The following is a 15,758-nucleotide window of genomic DNA, read 5'->3' on the forward strand; positions in this document are numbered from 1 at the left end:
ATTAGGGAAAATTGCTCTGGTGTGATCTCCATACCCGATAGTTTACTCGCTCAGGCCATTAGTGTTAACAGGCCCTAATCCAACTGTCATTGCAGCGCAACATCAACGTCGCGCTCCTTTGATCCCGCACACGTGCTTTACCGTCGATGGGGGCTGGTCAGGATTTCCGTGTCATCGACTGACTGCGCAGAATCTTGATATTGGAGATTCGGGATTGCTAATCCCAAAGCACAAGCGGAGCCCGCTCTCAGAATCCCGCTTTCCTACTCTCAATCCCGGCTCAAGGCCGGCACATGCCGGCGTTGAATCAGGCCGGAAACACCCCGTAATGGCGCGCAGCCAGCCTTAGCTGCTGCCCTGGCTGAAAGCTCCCTGCCGAGGCCGGCAGCTCCACTTCCACTTCGTTGCCTGCCGGATCCAGCGTTGCACGCAGACGCAAACGCGCCCCGCTGCGCTGCGACCAGGCCACCGTGGCCGGCCAACCGGCATCATCCGGCACCAGATCTTCTGGCCGCACATACACCTCCACCGGACCTGCAGCCAACGCCGCATTGGCCACCTGCAATACATGCCCGGCCACCTGGATCTGGCCGTCCGCCAGCACGCCAGGGATGCGGTTCACCGCACCCACGAACGAATACACGAACGGCGATGCCGGCTTGTCGTAGATCATCGCCGGGGTGTCGAGCTGTTCGATGCGGCCGCGGTTGAGAATCGCCACCCGGTCGGCCAGTTCCAGCGCTTCTTCCTGATCGTGGGTCACGAACACCGTGGTCAGGCCGGTGCGTTCGTGCAGCTCACGCAGCCAGCGGCGCAGATCGCGGCGCACCTGCGCATCCAGCGCACCGAATGGCTCGTCCAGCAGCAGCACGCGCGGCTCGATCGCCAACGCACGGGCCAACGCCACGCGCTGACGCTGACCACCGGACAGCTGGGTGGGATAGCGCTGTTCCAGGCCATGCAGTTGCACCAGCGCCAGCAGTTCTTCCACGCGTGCGCGGATGCGCGCTTCGGCCCAGCGCGCGTTACCGCGCCGCACCCGCAAACCGAAGGCGATGTTCTCAAACACATCCATATGCTTGAACAGCGCGTAGTGCTGGAACACGAAGCCGACCCGGCGCGACTGCACGCTCATACGGGTGGCGTCTTCGTCACCGAATAGCACCTGCCCGCCATCGGCATGCTCCAGCCCGGCCATGATGCGCAGCAAGGTGGTCTTGCCTGAGCCGGACGGCCCCAGCAGTGCCAGCAACTCGCCCTGACGCACGTCCAGCGTGATGTCGTCCAGCGCGGTGAACGTCTCGAACTGCTTGCGCAGGCGGTGGATGCGGATACCCATGTTCACCTCAATGTCGGTGGTTGGCGGCTAGCGAATCGCCGTGTCGCCATTCCAGATACGTCTTCAGCGCCAGCGTCAGCAGCGCGGTCAATGCCAGCAGCGAAGCGCACGCAAACGCGGCGCTGTAGGCGTATTCGTTGTAAAGAATTTCAACATGCAATGGCAGCGTATTGGTGCGCCCGCGGATATGCCCGGACACCACCGACACCGCACCGAACTCGCCCATCGCGCGTGCCGTGCAAAGCAGTACGCCGTACATCAGGCCCCAACGGATATTGGGCAGGGTCACCCGCCAGAACATCTGCCAACCACGCGCGCCCAGACTCAATGCGGCCAGTTCTTCATCGCTCCCCTGCTGTTCCATCAGCGGCATCAACTCGCGCGCGATAAACGGGAAAGTGACGAAGGTCGTCGCCAGCACGATGCCAGGCAACGCGAACACGATGCGCGGCAGCTGGATCAACATTTCGCCCGGCACTGGCAATTGCACGCGCCAGCCGTCGTCGATCAACGGCCACGCCCAACCGCTGCGACCGAAGATCAACACGAAGATCAAACCCGCCACCACCGGCGACACCGAGAACGGCAGGTCGATCAGGCTGATCAGCAAGCGCTTGCCAGGGAAGTGATGCTTGCTTACCGCCCACGCCGCGGCCACACCAAACACCAGATTCAGCGGCAGCACGATCGCAGTCACGATCAGGGTCAGCTTGATCGCCGACAACGCATCCGGGTCGACCACTGCGCGCAAGAAGGTTTCCCAGCCGCCGCGCAGCGCCTCGGCGAAGACCAGCACCAGCGGCAACAGCAAAAACGCCAGCAAGAACAGCAGCGCACCCAGAATCATCAACCACTGTATCCAACGCGGTTCGTTGGTGGCAGAGTCGGTGATGCTGCGCGCCTGTTCGGTCATCGTGCGGGTCTGCAACATGGCGGGCAGCGACGAAACAGCATCGTTCATGCAGTCCTCCGTTGATAGCGCAGCAGGCGTGCCTGCAGCGTATTAACCACCAGCAAAATCACCAACGACAGCAGCAGCATCGCCGCGGCAATCGCAGTGGCGCCGGCATAGTCGAACTCTTCCAAGCGGATGGTGATCAGCAGCGGCGCGATCTCAGTGGAATTGGGCAGATTGCCGGCGATAAAGATCACCGAACCGTACTCACCCACGCCGCGCGCGAATGCCAATGCAAACCCGGTCAATACCGATGGCCAGAGCCCCGGCAACACCACCCGCCACACCGTTTGCCAACGCGATGCGCCAAGCGTGGCGGCAGCAGCTTCCAGTTCGCGCTCGCTTTCAGCCAGCACCGGCTGCACCACCCGTACCACGAACGGCAGGCCCACGAACACCAGCGCCAGCACGATGCCCAACTGCGTATAGGCCACCTTGATGCCGATCGCCTCCAACCAGCGCCCGACCCAGCCGTTGCCGCCATACAACGCGGTCAGCGCGATACCGGCCACCGCAGTCGGCAACGCAAACGGCAGGTCGATCACCGCATCGAAGAAACGCTTGCCCGGGAAGTTGTAGCGCACGAACACCCAGGCCACCCAGGTGCCCATCACCGCATTGAAGACGCCAGCCACGAACGCCGTACCGAAGCTCACCCGCAACGCGGACAAAACGCGCGGCTCACTCCACACCCGCCACAAGCCATCCCAACCCAACCCACTGGTTTTGATGAAGATGCCCAGCAACGGGATCAGCACGATCAGTCCCAGCCAGGTGAGAGTGATGCCGAGACTCAAGCCCAGCCCCGGCATCACGCGTCGGCGCGATAGCCGCGCCGAGTGGGGTACAACCGCCATCTGCATCGCCTACTTGTTTGCCTGGATCTGATCGAACACACCACCGTCGGCGAAGTGTTCCTGCTGCGCCTTGTCCCACGAGCCGAACGCTTCCCGGATGGTCACCAGCGTGATCTGCGGGAAACGCGCCAGATCGGCAGCATCGGCAAATTCCGGGTGGCGCGGACGATAGAAATGCTTGGCCGCCAGCTTCTGCCCCTCAGGCGCGTACAGATAACGCAGGTAGGCCTCGGCCACATCGCGCGTGCCGTGCTTGTCGGCGTTCTTGTCAACCAGGGCCACCGACGGCTCGGCCAGGATCGACAACTTCGGCACCACGATCTCGAACTTGTCCTTGCCCAGTTCATCGCGCGCCAGCAGCGCCTCGTTTTCCCAGGCCAGCAACACATCGCCGATACCGCGCTGCGCGAAGGTGGTAGTGGCGCCGCGCGCACCGGTATCCAGCACCGGCACGTTGCGGAACAAGGCCTGCATGTAGCGCACGATGCGCTCGCGGTCGCCCTTGAAGATGCGGTCGGCATAGGCCCAAGCGGCCAGGTAATTCCAGCGCGCGCCTCCGGAGGTCTTGGGGTTGGGCGTCACCACCGCCACGCCGGAACGCAGCAGGTCCGGCCAATCGTGGATGTTCTTCGGGTTGCCCTTGCGCACCAGAAACACAACCGTAGAGGTGTAAGGCGCGCTGTTGTCGGGCAGGCGCTTTTCCCAATCGTTGTCGATCAGCTTGGCCTTTTCGGCGATCGCATCGACGTCATAGGCCAGCGCCAGCGTGACCACATCGGCCTCGATGCCGTCGATCACCGCGCGCGCCTGCTTGCCGGAGCCGCCGTGCGAGGTCTCCACCGTGACGGTGTCCTGCGGATGTTGCTGTTTCCAGTGCGCGGCAAAGGCTGCGTTGTAGTCGCGGTAGAACTCGCGGGTAGGGTCGTAGCTCACGTTGAGCAGGCCGATGTCGCGTGCGCCAGCCGGGCCGGCGAGCGCCAGCCATGCGCACAACAAGATCGACACGAGAGGGAAACGGGGATGGGTCACAGCAATCTCCAGGCCGGTGGGGCGCAGCTGGTGGGGGGACGCAGCCGAACAGCAAGCATGCCATGCTGCGCAGCGGCACGCAGGCGGTGAAATGACATCCACGCCGCCACTTATGCCGATTTTGCATGACGTAGTGGTATCTCGCCGTGATCGCTAGTCGTCTCTGAAAACCTCTTTCAAACATCAATCGCCAGCGGTGACCGGTGCACGAGGTTCAAGGATGGCCATCCCATCGTGCGGATCCAGGTGCGCAGAAAGGCGATCCAGCGCAGGGTGTGGCCGGCGGCGCAGCCAAGCACGTGCAACGCATCGCCTTGTGCACCTGTCAGCCGGCAGCGACGTCGCCGGCAGTCGCTTGATCCAGTGCCAGTGCCGTCGCGTGAGCGTCTTGGCCTTGCCGCGATGCAGGACCTGCACGCCAGCGACCTCGCGCACGCGATAGCCCAGGTCCACGATCGCCACCGTCGGTTCTACGCGCAGATCCTGCAGCAGCCCACGCGTCTGCTCCAGCTGCTCGGCCAAGGTGTCGCCGTCGTAGGGGTTGCCCGGAAAGCTGCGCGCACCCACGATCAATCCCTTGCAGGCACTCACCGCAAGCCGACCTTGACGCCGAATTCGTAGGGCTGACGCGCCTTGCCCTCGCCGAGGCATGCCACTTCCGGGGGCATGCAATGCGTAGAGTTTTTGTGTGTCTTTCGGGCGCTGCGTGTACCGCCGTTGCGCACGTTCCAGCCAGACAGCAATGCGTTCGCGCACGGATGTCTCCACCTGGTCCAGCTCGCGCTGCATGTCGCGCAACATGCGCCCCAGCAGCGTGCGTTGACGCCGTGCGCAGCGTTGATGGGGTGCGCCAGCAAGCCTTCCATTCTCGCCCAGCCGCTGCGGCCACCGCGTCAGCGAGCGGGGATCGCACGGCAGACGGGTCTCTAAGGCAACGCTGAAAAAGTCCCAGCAACCTGCGAAGCTTGTCACTGGGTAGGACGCTTCGGAACAGAGCGATGACACAGCAGACACTGGCGATGGCTGCGGATCAGCAAAGCGCATTTGAGCACTACCGTCGGCCGACGCGTCGGGATGTGTTCTTGTCCACGATGGAGCAGATCGTGCCGTGGTCGGCGTTATGCGCGGTGATCGCGCCGCATTATCCCAAGGCGGGCAAGGGTCGTCCGCCGATCGGATTGGAGCGGATGCTGCAGATGTATGTTGCTCAGCACTGGTTCAATCTGGCCGATCAGGCGTGCGAAGAAGCGTTGCTGGACAGCACCGCGTTGCGGGTCTTTGTTGGGATCGACCTGGGCCGTGAGCGGGTGCAGGATGCGACGACGCTGCTGAAGTTTCGCCACTTGTTGGAGCGTTATGACCTGGGAAGCGAGTTGTTCGCTGAGGTCAACGCGCAGTTGCAGGTACCCGGGCTGAAGGTTGGCACCGGCACGATCTTGGATGCCACGCTGATGGCAGCGCCGAGCTCGACCGAGAATGCAGACAAGCCGCGGGATGGTGAGATGCACCAGACCCGGAAAAGGCAGCAGTGGTAGTTCGGGATGAAACTGCATATTGGCGTTGATCGCCGCACCGGTCTGGTGCATAGCGCGGCAGTGATCGCAGCCACTCTCCACGACAAGCATTTGATCGGGGATTTGCTGCACGGCGAGGAGCGTCGTCTGTACTCTGTACGGCGATACTGCCTATGCCAGCCAGAAGGAATTGATCCGCGCGCAGGCACCGCATGCGCGTGATTTCACCAATCAGCGGGTGCGCAAGGGCGGACATGTGGATGAAGCCGAGCGGCGCCGCAACTGCAATAAATCCAAGGTGCGCGCGCGTGTGGAGCATGTCTTTGCGGTGGTCAAGCGCTTGTGGGGGTTTGCCAAGGTGCGTTATCGCGGTTTGGCCAACAACGCCAACCGTAGCTTTGTGGCGCTGGGGTTGGCGACTGTGTACCTGTCACGCACCCGCTTGGTGGGATAACTGCGCCCGACAAGGGCACCGTGGGCTGCGCCAGCCGGCGCACACCGCTTCAAGTCACCAATATCCTGTGTTTTTAACCAGTCTCTCGGGCTTGTGACGCACGTCAGTAGCGTTGAGTCTTCAACCGTTGGGCGGGTTCTTGATGCTGGTGCTTGATCAGCGTTGCCTTAGCCTAATACCCATGCACTGGGCGATGCGCCTTGACCGCCATCACCAACCCCAATCCCGCCAGCAGCGATACGGCCGAGGTGCCGCCGTAACTCATCAGCGGCATTGGCACGCCGACCACTGGCAACAGGCCGGAGATCATGCCGCCGTTGACCAGCACGTAGACGAAGAACGCCAAACCGGTGGCACCGGCGATTAGGCGCGAATAGGTGTCGCGCGCTTGCGAGGCGATCCACAGGCAGCGACCGATCACGATCAGATACAAAGTGAGCACAGTCGCGACGCCGATCCAGCCGAATTCTTCGCTGAGGACCGAAAACGCAAAGTCGGTGGTCTGCTCCGGAATGAAGTTCAGATGCGACTGCGAGCCCAGTCCCCAGCCCTTGCCATCAAAGCCGCCGGAGCCAATTGCGATCTTGGATTGGATGATGTTCCAGCCGGCGCCGAGCGCATCGTTTTCCGGGTTGAGAAACATCATGATGCGGTCCTTCTGGTAGGGCCGCAGCAGCCAGAACCAGGCCACCGGCGCGGCCGCCGAGACAGCGCCTACGCCCACCGCCACCCACCACCACGGCAGGCCAGCCAGCAGCAGCACGAACACGCCGCTGGCGGCGATCAGCACGCCGGTGCCGAAGTCCGGCTGCAACATGATCAAGGCGGTGGGCACGCCGATGATCACGCTGGTCAACACCACGGTAGAGATGCGCGGCGGCAACGGCATGCGGTGCAGATACCAGGCCGCCATCATCGGCAGGCTGATCTTGAGCAATTCGGCCGGCTGCAGGTAGAACAGTTTCAGATCCAGCCACTGGCGGCCGTACTTGCCGGTGCCCAGCACGAACACCGCCAGCAGCGGCAGCATCGACAGCCCATACACCCACGGTGTCCAGGCGCGCAGGCGCAGCACCGACATGCGCGAAATGCCCCACATCGCGGCCATGCCGACGGTGAAACGCCCCCCCTGCGCCATCACCAAATGGTCGCCGTTAGCGGTGCCGCCGGCGCTCTTGAGCACCGACAGGCCGATCACCATCAATACGCCCAGCGCAAGACACAGCACCCAGTCCAGGCTGCGCGTAAAGCGCGCAACCATATCCACCAGCCAGCGCAGGATGTCACTCAATGGTCGGTCTCCTGGACCGCATCCGGCACATCCGGCACCACCGGCTGCGCGGGCGTGTTGGGGTCCAGCGCCACGGCGCTCTGGCCGATCACCACCGGCAACTCGTCCAGTGTGGCGGCGGCTGCATCGCCGGCCTGGCGCGCATCGGTGGCGCCGGCTTCGAACTGGTTGACGCCCACCGCGGTCATGCCGAGCTCGCTGTCCAGCGGCTCCAGGCCGGCAGGCATCTTGCCCAGCAGCCAGGCGTCGAAGATCTTGCGTGCGATCGGCGCTGCCGAGCTGGTACCGAAGCCACCGCCCTCCACCGCTACCGCCACGGCGATAAGCGGGTTGTCGGCCGGCGCGAAACCGACGAACAGGCCGCGGTGACGCAAATGCATCGGCAGGCTGCGCGGGTCCACCGCCGCCACGCCCCTGCGGCTGACCACCTGCGCGGTGCCGGTCTTGCCGGCCATCTGGTACGGCGCGCCGGGGGTGATGGCATAGCCGGTGCCGCCGGGGCGCATGGTGTCCATCATGCCCTCGCGCACTACTTGCAGATGCGCAGGATTCGGGCTGATCGGCTTGCCCGGCGGTTGGATCATCGGCTGCAACGGGTGATCGAAGCCGGTGCGTTCTTCCAGCACCAGATGCGGGCGCTGCAGCAGGCCGCTGGCGATCCCCGAAATGCCGCGCACCAGCTGCAACGGGGTCACTTTCCAGTCGCCCTGACCGATGGCGATATTGACGGTGTCGCCGGGGTACCAGCGCTCCTTGCGGGTTTTGTACTTGTAGGCCGGAGACGGCAGGATGCCGCCGATTTCGCCGAGCAGATCCACCCCGGTCGGCGCGCCGAAGCCGTACCCGCCCATGTAATGGTCGAAGCGCTCGATGCCCATATCCACCGCCAGCCGGTAGTAATAGGTATTGACCGACTGGGCGATCGACTTGCGCAGATCGGTCCAGCCATGCCCGCCGCGGTGCGAGTCGCCCCAGCCGCGGCTGACGCCGGGCAGATAGAACATGCCGGTGGACAACACCCGGTCTTCGGGCCGGCGCAGGCCGCTATCCAGGCCAGCCAGCGCAATCAGCGGCTTGAGCGTGGAGCCTGGCGCCACGCCACCCAGCACCAGCCGGTTGAACTGCGGCCGCGAGGGGTTGTCGTTGAGTGCGCGAAAGTCGGCGTGCGAGATGCCGTTAACGAACAGATTGGGGTCGTAGCTGGGCAGGCTGACCATGCCCAGGATCTCGCCGGTGCGCGGGTCCATGGCGATCGCCGCGCCCTCGTGCTCGCCGAACGCGGCCACCATCGCGCGCTGCAGATCGGCATCCAACGACAGGCGCAGGTCGGCGCCAGACTGCGGCGCAACCCGGCCGACGGTGCGGATCGCCCGCCCCTGCACATTGGTTTCGACCTGTTCGTAACCGACCTGCCCACGCAGGTCCTGCTCGTAGTAACGCTCCAGCCCCGACTTGCCCATGTGGGTGAGCGCGGCATTGCCCTCGCCCAGCACCGCCAGGTCCTTTTCGTCGATGCGACCGACGTAACCGATGATGTGCGCGAACAACGGGCCGAACGGATAGCGCCGGGTCAGATACGGCTCCAGCTCCACGCCGGGAAAGCGCCAGCGCTCCACTGCAAAGCGCGCCATTTCCTCCTCGCTCATACGCAACTTGAGCGTCACCGGCAGAAAGCTGCGGCGCGCCCTACGCTCGCGATTGAAGCGCTCCAGATCTTCCGGCGCGATCGGGATCACCTTACCCAGCGCGGCCAGCATCGCGTTCATGTCGGTGACCTTGTCGGGGGTCACGTCCAGACGAAACGCCGGCACGTTTTCGGCCAGCAGCCGGCCGGCGCGGTCGTAGATCATGCCGCGCCCGGGCACCACCGGTTTGGGCTTGATGCGGTTGGCTTCCGAGCGGGTGGCATAGACCTCGTGGTCGAGCACCTGCAGTTTGAAATACCAGCCGCCCAGGCCGACCAGGCACACCACCACCATCACAAAGCCCAGCACCGCACGCCGGCGGAACTGCTCGGCCTCCGCATGCGGGTTCTTGGGATGACGACGCCCGTGCATGGCTTACTTCTTGCTCCGCTTGCCCAGCCGCACCCCATCCAGCAACACGAACAGCGGCGGCCACAGCGCCATGCCCAGCAGCGGCGCCCACCAATAACTCCACGGCAGGGTCGGCTCGCCCACCGCCAGATGCACCGCCGAGGACACGATGCGGTCGTTAAGCAGCAGCCCACCGATCGCCAGCGCCTGCTGCGAGACCGGGAAGAAGCGCATCCGCGCGCGGAAGCGCTGCAGGATGAAGGTCAGGATCACCAACCGTAGCGCCTGCTCGCCGAGCAGCCCGCCGTACAGCAGATCGGCCAGCACGCCGGCCACGAACGCAATGCCCAGCCCGACCCGGTCCGGTTCTTCGATCACCCAGTACGCCAGCACCAGCGCCAGCCAATACGGGCGCAGCGGCTGCACCACAAACGGCAACGGCAGCAGGCCCAGCACCAGCGCGATGACGAAGCTCGCCGGCAGGATCCAGGGGTTGCGCATGCGGGTCATTGCTCCGTCTCCGGTGGAGACGGACGGGATTGGGGAGTTGGGAGTGGGGATTCGGCAGAAGCAGGCTGCTGGGAGCGCGAGTCGGGCGCGGGGACTCGGGAATCGGTGGGAGCGGGTTGCTGGGGCATTGCGCGCCGACTGGATAGGGCGCGTTGAGCACTTGGCGCGGACGTTGGCGGCACGGGAGATGTCTGGGTCCGTTGTGCGGCATTGGACGCCGCTGGCGGCATGGTGCCTGGCTGGCGTGCAGCAGCACGCTTGCCCGTTGTACTGGACTGACCAGCGACAGAGTGGCCGGCTGCCGGGGTGCGCGGCGAAGACGTCACGGTGCCGCTGATTGTCGTTGCAGGCGGTGTGGCAGTTGCGGGAGCGGATGACGGTGCCAGCGCGCCGGTCTGTTGTGCAGCTCCAGCGGCGGCGGGACCGCTTGGGCTGGTTGATGGATTCAAGCCCACGCGCAGCGGTTTACCGGCGCGCAGCAACAGCACGTCACGGCCGCGATCGAGTTTGGCGGCGGGGGTCAGTTCGCCGACCAGGAAGGCGTGGGTGTCGTCGGGATGCAATTCGGAGACCTTGCCGACCGGGAAGCCGGCCGGGAAGCGGCCGCCCAGGCCGGAGGTGACGATCTCATCGCCCACCTCCACGCCTGCACTGAGCGGGATGTCACGCAGTTCCAGCCGGTCGCTGCGGCCGTAGACGATCAGGCGCACGCCGTTGCGCGCCACGCTGACCGGCACCGCGTGGTCGGGGTCGGTCAGCAGCAGCACGGTCGAATGCAGCGGTGTGACTTCGATCACCTGGCCCATCAGCCCGCCGGCATCGATCACCGCCTGGCCCATCAGCACGCCATCGCGGCTGCCGGCATCCAGCAGCAGGCGCTGCCGGGTCGGGTCCAGATCGATATCCAGGATCGGCGCAAGCTGCACGTCCAGGCCACGGCGCTCGGCCACATTGAGCAGCTCGCGCAGCTGCGCGTTGTCCAGCGCGGCGGTCTGCAGGCGGGTCAGGCGCGCCTTGGCCACCAGCAGCTGATTGCGCAGCGCGCGGGTTTCTTCCACCAGTTGCGCATGGGTGGCGGCGTTGTCGCGCACCTGGGAGCCGATCCGCCCCGGCAACCCAGCCACCGCCCAGATCGGCTGGATCAGCAGATTGGCCTGCATGCGCAGCTGGCTCAGCCAGCTGCCGCGGCTGTCAAGCGCAATCAGCACGATCGCCAGTACCAGATAGACCAGCAAGCGCAGCGTGGAGGTGACTTCGCCCGGACGGGAGGCGACGGGAGGACCGGCGTAGGAGGGCACTGTCAGGGCCGGGAAGGGGGAATCGGGAGTGGGAAATCGGAGAGCGGTGTGCTGCCCTCGGTGCGGTTGAGGCTAAAACTAAAATCGGCGGGACAGCGTAGCAACCGCGCAGGGCCGCATGCAGAAAATGCTTTTACGATTGCCCACTCTCGATTCCCGATTCCCGGCCCCATCACTCCGGCGCGAAGAACTCGTTGCCGTGCATGTCCACCAGCTCCAGCGCACGGCCACCGCCGCGTGCCACGCAGGTGAGCGGGTCGTCGGCCACCTGCACGTGCAGGCCGGTTTCTTCGGAGATCAGGCGGTCCAGGTCGCGCAGCAGCGCGCCGCCACCGGTGAGCACGATGCCGCGCTCGGCAACGTCGGCGCACAATTCCGGCGGGGTCTGCTCCAGTGCCAGCTTGACCGCGGAGATGATGCCAGACAGCGGCTCATGCAGCGCTTCGAGCACTTCGTTGGAGTTGATCTTGATCATCTTCGGCACACCCTCGGCAAGGTTGCGGCCGGAGATTTCCATCTCCTGCACAACGTCCTGCGGGTAGGCGCAGCCGATCTGCAACTTGATGCGCTCGGCGGTGGCTTCACCGATCAGCATGCCGTGATTGCGACGCACGTAATTGGTGATCGACTCATCGAAGCGGTCGCCGCCCACACGCACCGATTGCGAGTAGACGATGCCGTTGAGCGAGATGACCGCCACTTCAGTGGTGCCGCCGCCGATGTCGATGACCATCGAACCGCGCGCCTCGGTCACCGGCATGCCGGCACCGATCGCTGCGGCCATCGGTTCTTCGATCAGATACACATCGCGCGCACCGGCCTCTTCCGCCGATTCCTTGATGGCGCGGCGCTCGACCTGTGTTGAACCGGCCGGCACGCATACCAGCACGCGCGGGCTGGGCCGCAGGAAGCGCGACTTGTGAACCTTCTTGATGAAGTGCTTCAGCATCGCTTCGGTGTAGGTGAAATCGGCGATGACGCCGTCTTTCATCGGGCGGATCGTGGTGATGTGGCCAGGCGTGCGGCCAAGCATCTGCTTGGCCTCTGCGCCGACCGCGGCGACCGAGCGCGTGCCGCCGATCGCGCGGTCCTGACGTACCGCAACCACCGATGGTTCGTTCAGCACGATGCCTTGTCCGCGCACGTAGATCAGCGTATTGGCCGTGCCCAGGTCGATGGACAGGTCGTTGGAGAACATGCCGCGGAGTTTCTTGAACATCGAGGGGAGCCGTTCCTGAAAGAGTCGCGTGCCCTGTCGCCAATGCAGAAACAACTGGTCGATAATCGGGCAGAAAACGAAGTCCACTAGCCTAGCAATCCCCCCCGGTGCGGGCAAGGACAAATAAGGTATTTCGGCCCGGTTTTCATTTGCCGGTCACGCCGGGCGTGGCATGCGGTTGTAGCTCTGATCAGTCGCAGCCGTTACCCTTTGCGCCGCGGTGTTCGCGCCGCCTCGCTGCCATACCCGGCAACTGGCGGGTATTTCTCTACGCAAAGGCCTGACTCGATGTCCGCACTGATCTGTGGTTCCCTCGCCTACGACACCATCATGGTGTTTCCGGACCAGTTCAAGAACCATATCCTGCCGGACAAGGTGCATATCCTGAATGTGTCGTTTCTGGTGCCTCGCATGCGCCGCGAGTTCGGCGGCTGCGCCGGCAACATCGCCTACAACCTGCATCTGCTAGGCGGCGCGCCGATCCCGATGGGCACCGTTGGCCAGGATTTCGGCCCCTATCGCGACCACTTCGAGGCGCTGGGCATCGACCTGTCGCGGGTGAAGATCATCGATGATCTGTTCACCCCGCAGGCCTTCATCACCACCGACCACGACAACAACCAGATCACCGCCTTCCATCCGGGCGCGATGATGCGCAGCTACGAAAACCATGTGCGCGACGTGCCCGGCGTCACCCTGGGCCTGGTCGGGCCGGACGGGCGCGAAGGCATGATCCAGAATGCGGAAGAGTTCGCTGCAGCCGGCATCCCTTTCATCTTTGATCCCGGCCAGGCGATGCCGTTGTTCAACGGACCGGAGCTGCGCGAGTTCATCGAGCAGGCCACCTACGTGGTGGTCAACGACTACGAATCCAATCTGTTGCAGGAACGTACCGGCTGGGACGAGAAGGACATCGTCTCGCGCGTGCAGGCCTACATCACCACGCAAGGCCCGAAGGGCGCGCTGGTGCATACGCCGGAGAAGACCTACGACATTCCGCCGGCGCACGAGCGCCGCGTGGTGGACCCGACCGGCTGTGGCGACGCCTTCCGCGCCGGACTGATCTACGGCATCCAGGGCGGCTACGACTGGCTGACAATCGGGCGAATGGGCAATCTGATGGGCGCGCTGAAAGTGGAGCATCCAGGCACGCAGAATCAGCGTTTTGAGTTCACCGAGTTCAATGACCAGTTCAAGCAGCAGTTTGGGTATGCGCTTTGACGCTGTGCTGATCAGCAGCGTCGAGCCCGCCTAGCCCTTCTCCCACCGGGAGAAAGTGCCCCGCAGGGGCGGGGTGAGCAACTGGGTTGGGCGTCAAGCCCGGTGAAGGGTCGCGTCGAAGGCTGTTTGATCGCGCACCATCGCGTTGAAGATAACCAGCAGCTTGCGCATGCACGCCACCAGCGCCACCTCGGCGACGTTTGGCCTGTTATGCCAGCGGACTGTGCTCCACCGCCTGGCGCTTGCACGCCTCCGAGGCGCGCAAGCGCTCCTCCGGCCATTGGATATGCAGCTTCATGTCGTGGTGTCCCTGCGTGTTTGGTGCTTGCTTGAGACGGGTCTTCTCCATGCTCAGCATCTCCACCCACTGGCGCCGCCGCGCCAATTAATCGGTTAAGGCCTGGGCAGCCTCATCTGGCAACGCGCGTTGGGTCCGTACTCTTCGCCCACTTGCGAGATGTGACGCTAGCCTTTCCACTGCACCAGCAGTTGCATGCAATCGTGCAACCGCCAATCGGCAAAACCAGGCCAAGGATCACCCGGTGTGTTGACCAATACAGTGCAGGCGCCAACCGCGCGGCCGCAGGCCAGGTCGTTGTGGTGGTCGCCGACCATCACCAACGCCGCGCCATCCACTGACCAGCGTCGTTCGAAATACTGCAAGCCATCGGGTGCGGGTTTGGGTGCGGCGTCCTCTCGGCCGACGATGTCGTCCCAGGCAAACGCATCGTCCAGACCAATCGCCTGCAACGTCACCTGCGCCAGTTCGCGCGCGTTGCGGGTGAGCATACCGAGCCGGCATCCTGCTGCCTGCAAAGCGCGCACCAATTTCGCTGCGCCAGGTGCGGGCCGCGCGGTCTGTGCGAGTTCACGCTCGTGCGCGAGCAACCAGGCATGTTTGGCTGCAGCCTGGTCGGTCGGTAGCGATGCCAGGTGACGCAGGATGTCGGCCTCAGGCGGGATCTCCAACGTGCGTCGGATCAATGCGAAATCATGCACAGCTTCGGTCAGCGTGCCGTCCATGTCGAAGACCCAGTGGCGGTAGTGAGACAACGCGGGAGATGTCTGTGCGATTTTCATGCCGTTCCTACGTGCGAAGACTTGAGAGTGGCTGGCGCAACACGCCGAACCGTCGTCAGGTGACGCAGACGGTGCGCAATCACCAAAGGAGTCGAGCGATACAGGCCGATGCCGTGCACTGACCGCGCGCCGGTTGGCCGCACAGTCGTCTGTTGCTCGCGTCTACTTCCAGTCCGGCATCTGCGTGTTATCCAGCCCGCCCACTTCGAACTCGGCCGTGCGCGTGCCGCCGGCTTTCACAGGGAACGCGATGCTGATGCGTTTGGCATTACGCACCAATTTCCACAACGCCTTGTCGTCGTCGATGAACATCGCGATCGCTTCGTCGGTGTCGGGGCGATGCGCAGCCATCGGGCGCGCTGCACCGCCATCGACCGAGACCTTCACCTTGCAGCCGCTGTAGCAATTGAAGTCGCCGGCCTTGAGCACGAGATAGCTGTGGCGCTTCCACTGCGGGTGATCGCGGAACACCAGGCTCACCGGCTTCGGGCCGCTGCCGTCCACATCCAGGCGTTCTTTGGCATCGATCATCGCCGAGCGCTGCGTGCCGCCCTTGGCCGGTACTTGCGAGTACTGCCACAATGCCTGCATGCGGCGCAGTTCGCGCGCCTGTTCGCCCTTGGCCTTGATGTCGGCGTAGCCGGGCTCGACGCGCGTGGCCGCAGCGGTGCCAGGGAAGCCTTCCAGCAAGGCGGCGCCGTGCGCGCGTGCCATGTCCCAGTTTTCGGCCTTCACCGCCGCGTCGTATTGCTTGGCGAGCGCATCGGCATCGTGTTCTTTAGCTTGCGCCTGGGCGGTTTCCTGCGCCTTACGTTGCGCCTCGCGGTCGGTACAGCCACTCACTACAGCGACGCACAAGGCCGCGCTCAGCAGATACTTCATCGTGGACTCCGGAAGCTGGAACATAAGCGCCCACGATACCAGCCGTCGCGGACATGGATCGGAAACGATAACG

13 protein-coding genes and 3 pseudogenes are annotated in these 15,758 nt (G+C 64.3%); 2 read left to right on the forward strand and 14 right to left on the reverse strand.

Annotated elements, in window-relative coordinates:
• Positions 1-307: 307 nt before the first annotated feature.
• The 5 genes and pseudogenes from XpopCFBP1817_RS04800 to XpopCFBP1817_RS04820 form a co-directional block, all read right to left on the reverse strand.
• Positions 308-1,339 carry a sulfate/molybdate ABC transporter ATP-binding protein gene (locus XpopCFBP1817_RS04800; RefSeq protein ID WP_128416225.1) on the reverse strand — a complete coding sequence of 344 codons (1,032 nt, stop codon included), beginning with the start codon at positions 1,337-1,339 and terminating at the stop codon, positions 308-310.
• Positions 1,340-1,346: 7 nt separating this feature from the next.
• Positions 1,347-2,300, reverse strand: coding sequence for a sulfate ABC transporter permease subunit CysW (gene cysW / locus XpopCFBP1817_RS04805; RefSeq protein ID WP_128416226.1), 954 nt, complete (start codon positions 2,298-2,300; stop codon positions 1,347-1,349).
• On the reverse strand, positions 2,297-3,157 hold the full coding sequence (gene cysT / locus XpopCFBP1817_RS04810; protein WP_128416227.1) for a sulfate ABC transporter permease subunit CysT: 861 nt from the start codon (positions 3,155-3,157) through the stop codon (positions 2,297-2,299). The genes cysW and cysT overlap by 4 nt, the downstream gene beginning before the upstream one ends.
• 3 nt (positions 3,158-3,160) lie before the next feature.
• Positions 3,161-4,180: a sulfate ABC transporter substrate-binding protein gene (locus tag XpopCFBP1817_RS04815; RefSeq protein ID WP_128416228.1), complete on the reverse strand. Its 1,020-nt coding sequence runs from the start codon at positions 4,178-4,180 to the stop codon at positions 3,161-3,163.
• 176 nt (positions 4,181-4,356) lie between these two features.
• Positions 4,357-5,131 (reverse strand): annotated as a pseudogene (locus XpopCFBP1817_RS04820) (transposase family protein); the annotation flags it as partial.
• Positions 5,132-5,178: 47 nt separating this feature from the next.
• Here XpopCFBP1817_RS04820 and XpopCFBP1817_RS04825 point away from each other — a divergent pair.
• Positions 5,179-6,148, forward strand: a pseudogene (locus tag XpopCFBP1817_RS04825) (IS5 family transposase).
• Positions 6,149-6,320: 172 nt separating this feature from the next.
• Here XpopCFBP1817_RS04825 and rodA read toward each other — a convergent pair.
• The 5 genes from rodA to XpopCFBP1817_RS04850 all read right to left on the reverse strand — a co-directional run bounded on the left by rodA (position 6,321) and on the right by XpopCFBP1817_RS04850 (position 12,502).
• Positions 6,321-7,439, reverse strand: coding sequence for a rod shape-determining protein RodA (gene rodA / locus XpopCFBP1817_RS04830; protein WP_128416229.1), 1,119 nt, complete (start codon positions 7,437-7,439; stop codon positions 6,321-6,323).
• Entirely contained in the window at positions 7,436-9,496 is a 2,061-nt protein-coding gene (gene mrdA / locus XpopCFBP1817_RS04835; protein WP_128416230.1) for a penicillin-binding protein 2, read from the reverse strand. Before mrdA ends, rodA begins: the two co-directional genes overlap by 4 nt.
• A 3-nt stretch (positions 9,497-9,499) precedes the next feature.
• On the reverse strand, positions 9,500-9,985 hold the full coding sequence (gene mreD, locus XpopCFBP1817_RS04840; protein ID WP_128416231.1) for a rod shape-determining protein MreD: 486 nt from the start codon (positions 9,983-9,985) through the stop codon (positions 9,500-9,502).
• Positions 9,982-11,283: a rod shape-determining protein MreC gene (mreC, locus tag XpopCFBP1817_RS04845; RefSeq protein WP_128416232.1), complete on the reverse strand. Its 1,302-nt coding sequence runs from the start codon at positions 11,281-11,283 to the stop codon at positions 9,982-9,984. Before mreC ends, mreD begins: the two co-directional genes overlap by 4 nt.
• Before the next feature lie 172 nt (positions 11,284-11,455).
• On the reverse strand, positions 11,456-12,502 hold the full coding sequence (locus XpopCFBP1817_RS04850) for a rod shape-determining protein (protein ID WP_023905168.1): 1,047 nt from the start codon (positions 12,500-12,502) through the stop codon (positions 11,456-11,458).
• A 288-nt stretch (positions 12,503-12,790) separates the two neighbouring features.
• Between XpopCFBP1817_RS04850 and XpopCFBP1817_RS04855 the strand changes: the two genes are divergently transcribed.
• On the forward strand, positions 12,791-13,723 hold the full coding sequence (locus XpopCFBP1817_RS04855; protein ID WP_128416233.1) for a carbohydrate kinase family protein: 933 nt from the start codon (positions 12,791-12,793) through the stop codon (positions 13,721-13,723).
• 93 nt (positions 13,724-13,816) lie between these two features.
• Here the strand turns inward: XpopCFBP1817_RS04855 and XpopCFBP1817_RS22575 are convergent.
• From XpopCFBP1817_RS22575 to XpopCFBP1817_RS04865, 4 genes and pseudogenes are all read right to left on the reverse strand, one after another.
• Positions 13,817-13,921 (reverse strand): annotated as a pseudogene (locus XpopCFBP1817_RS22575) (IS110 family transposase); the annotation flags it as partial.
• Positions 13,922-13,931: 10 nt separating this feature from the next.
• Positions 13,932-14,072, reverse strand: a complete 141-nt coding sequence (locus XpopCFBP1817_RS21525; RefSeq protein WP_158251272.1) for a hypothetical protein — start codon at positions 14,070-14,072, stop codon at positions 13,932-13,934.
• A gap of 116 nt (positions 14,073-14,188) precedes the next feature.
• Complete coding sequence (locus tag XpopCFBP1817_RS04860) at positions 14,189-14,803, reverse strand: HAD family hydrolase (protein WP_128416234.1); 615 nt, start codon at positions 14,801-14,803, stop codon at positions 14,189-14,191.
• Positions 14,804-14,965: 162 nt separating this feature from the next.
• Positions 14,966-15,685: a hypothetical protein gene (locus XpopCFBP1817_RS04865; RefSeq protein WP_128416235.1), complete on the reverse strand. Its 720-nt coding sequence runs from the start codon at positions 15,683-15,685 to the stop codon at positions 14,966-14,968.
• Between the last annotated feature and the right edge of the window lie 73 nt (positions 15,686-15,758).

The sequence above is a fragment of the Xanthomonas populi genome, assembly GCF_002940065.1.
GTDB classification, from domain to species: Bacteria; Pseudomonadota; Gammaproteobacteria; order Xanthomonadales; family Xanthomonadaceae; genus Xanthomonas; species Xanthomonas populi.

What these genes read in the sequence shown, in the direction of transcription:
- XpopCFBP1817_RS04865 (WP_128416235.1), bottom strand. Translation starts at nt 15,685, where the DNA reads ATGAAGTATCTGCTGAGCGCGGCCTTGTGCGTCGCTGTAGTGAGTGGC.
- XpopCFBP1817_RS21525 (WP_158251272.1), bottom strand. Translation starts at nt 14,072, where the DNA reads ATGGAGAAGACCCGTCTCAAGCAAGCACCAAACACGCAGGGACACCAC.
- cysW (WP_128416226.1), bottom strand. Translation starts at nt 2,300, where the DNA reads ATGAACGATGCTGTTTCGTCGCTGCCCGCCATGTTGCAGACCCGCACG.
- cysT (WP_128416227.1), bottom strand. Translation starts at nt 3,157, where the DNA reads ATGCAGATGGCGGTTGTACCCCACTCGGCGCGGCTATCGCGCCGACGC.
- XpopCFBP1817_RS04860 (WP_128416234.1), bottom strand. Translation starts at nt 14,803, where the DNA reads ATGAAAATCGCACAGACATCTCCCGCGTTGTCTCACTACCGCCACTGG.
- mrdA (WP_128416230.1), bottom strand. Translation starts at nt 9,496, where the DNA reads ATGCACGGGCGTCGTCATCCCAAGAACCCGCATGCGGAGGCCGAGCAG.
- XpopCFBP1817_RS04800 (WP_128416225.1), bottom strand. Translation starts at nt 1,339, where the DNA reads ATGGGTATCCGCATCCACCGCCTGCGCAAGCAGTTCGAGACGTTCACC.
- XpopCFBP1817_RS04850 (WP_023905168.1), bottom strand. Translation starts at nt 12,502, where the DNA reads ATGTTCAAGAAACTCCGCGGCATGTTCTCCAACGACCTGTCCATCGAC.
- mreD (WP_128416231.1), bottom strand. Translation starts at nt 9,985, where the DNA reads ATGACCCGCATGCGCAACCCCTGGATCCTGCCGGCGAGCTTCGTCATC.
- XpopCFBP1817_RS04855 (WP_128416233.1), top strand. Translation starts at nt 12,791, where the DNA reads ATGTCCGCACTGATCTGTGGTTCCCTCGCCTACGACACCATCATGGTG.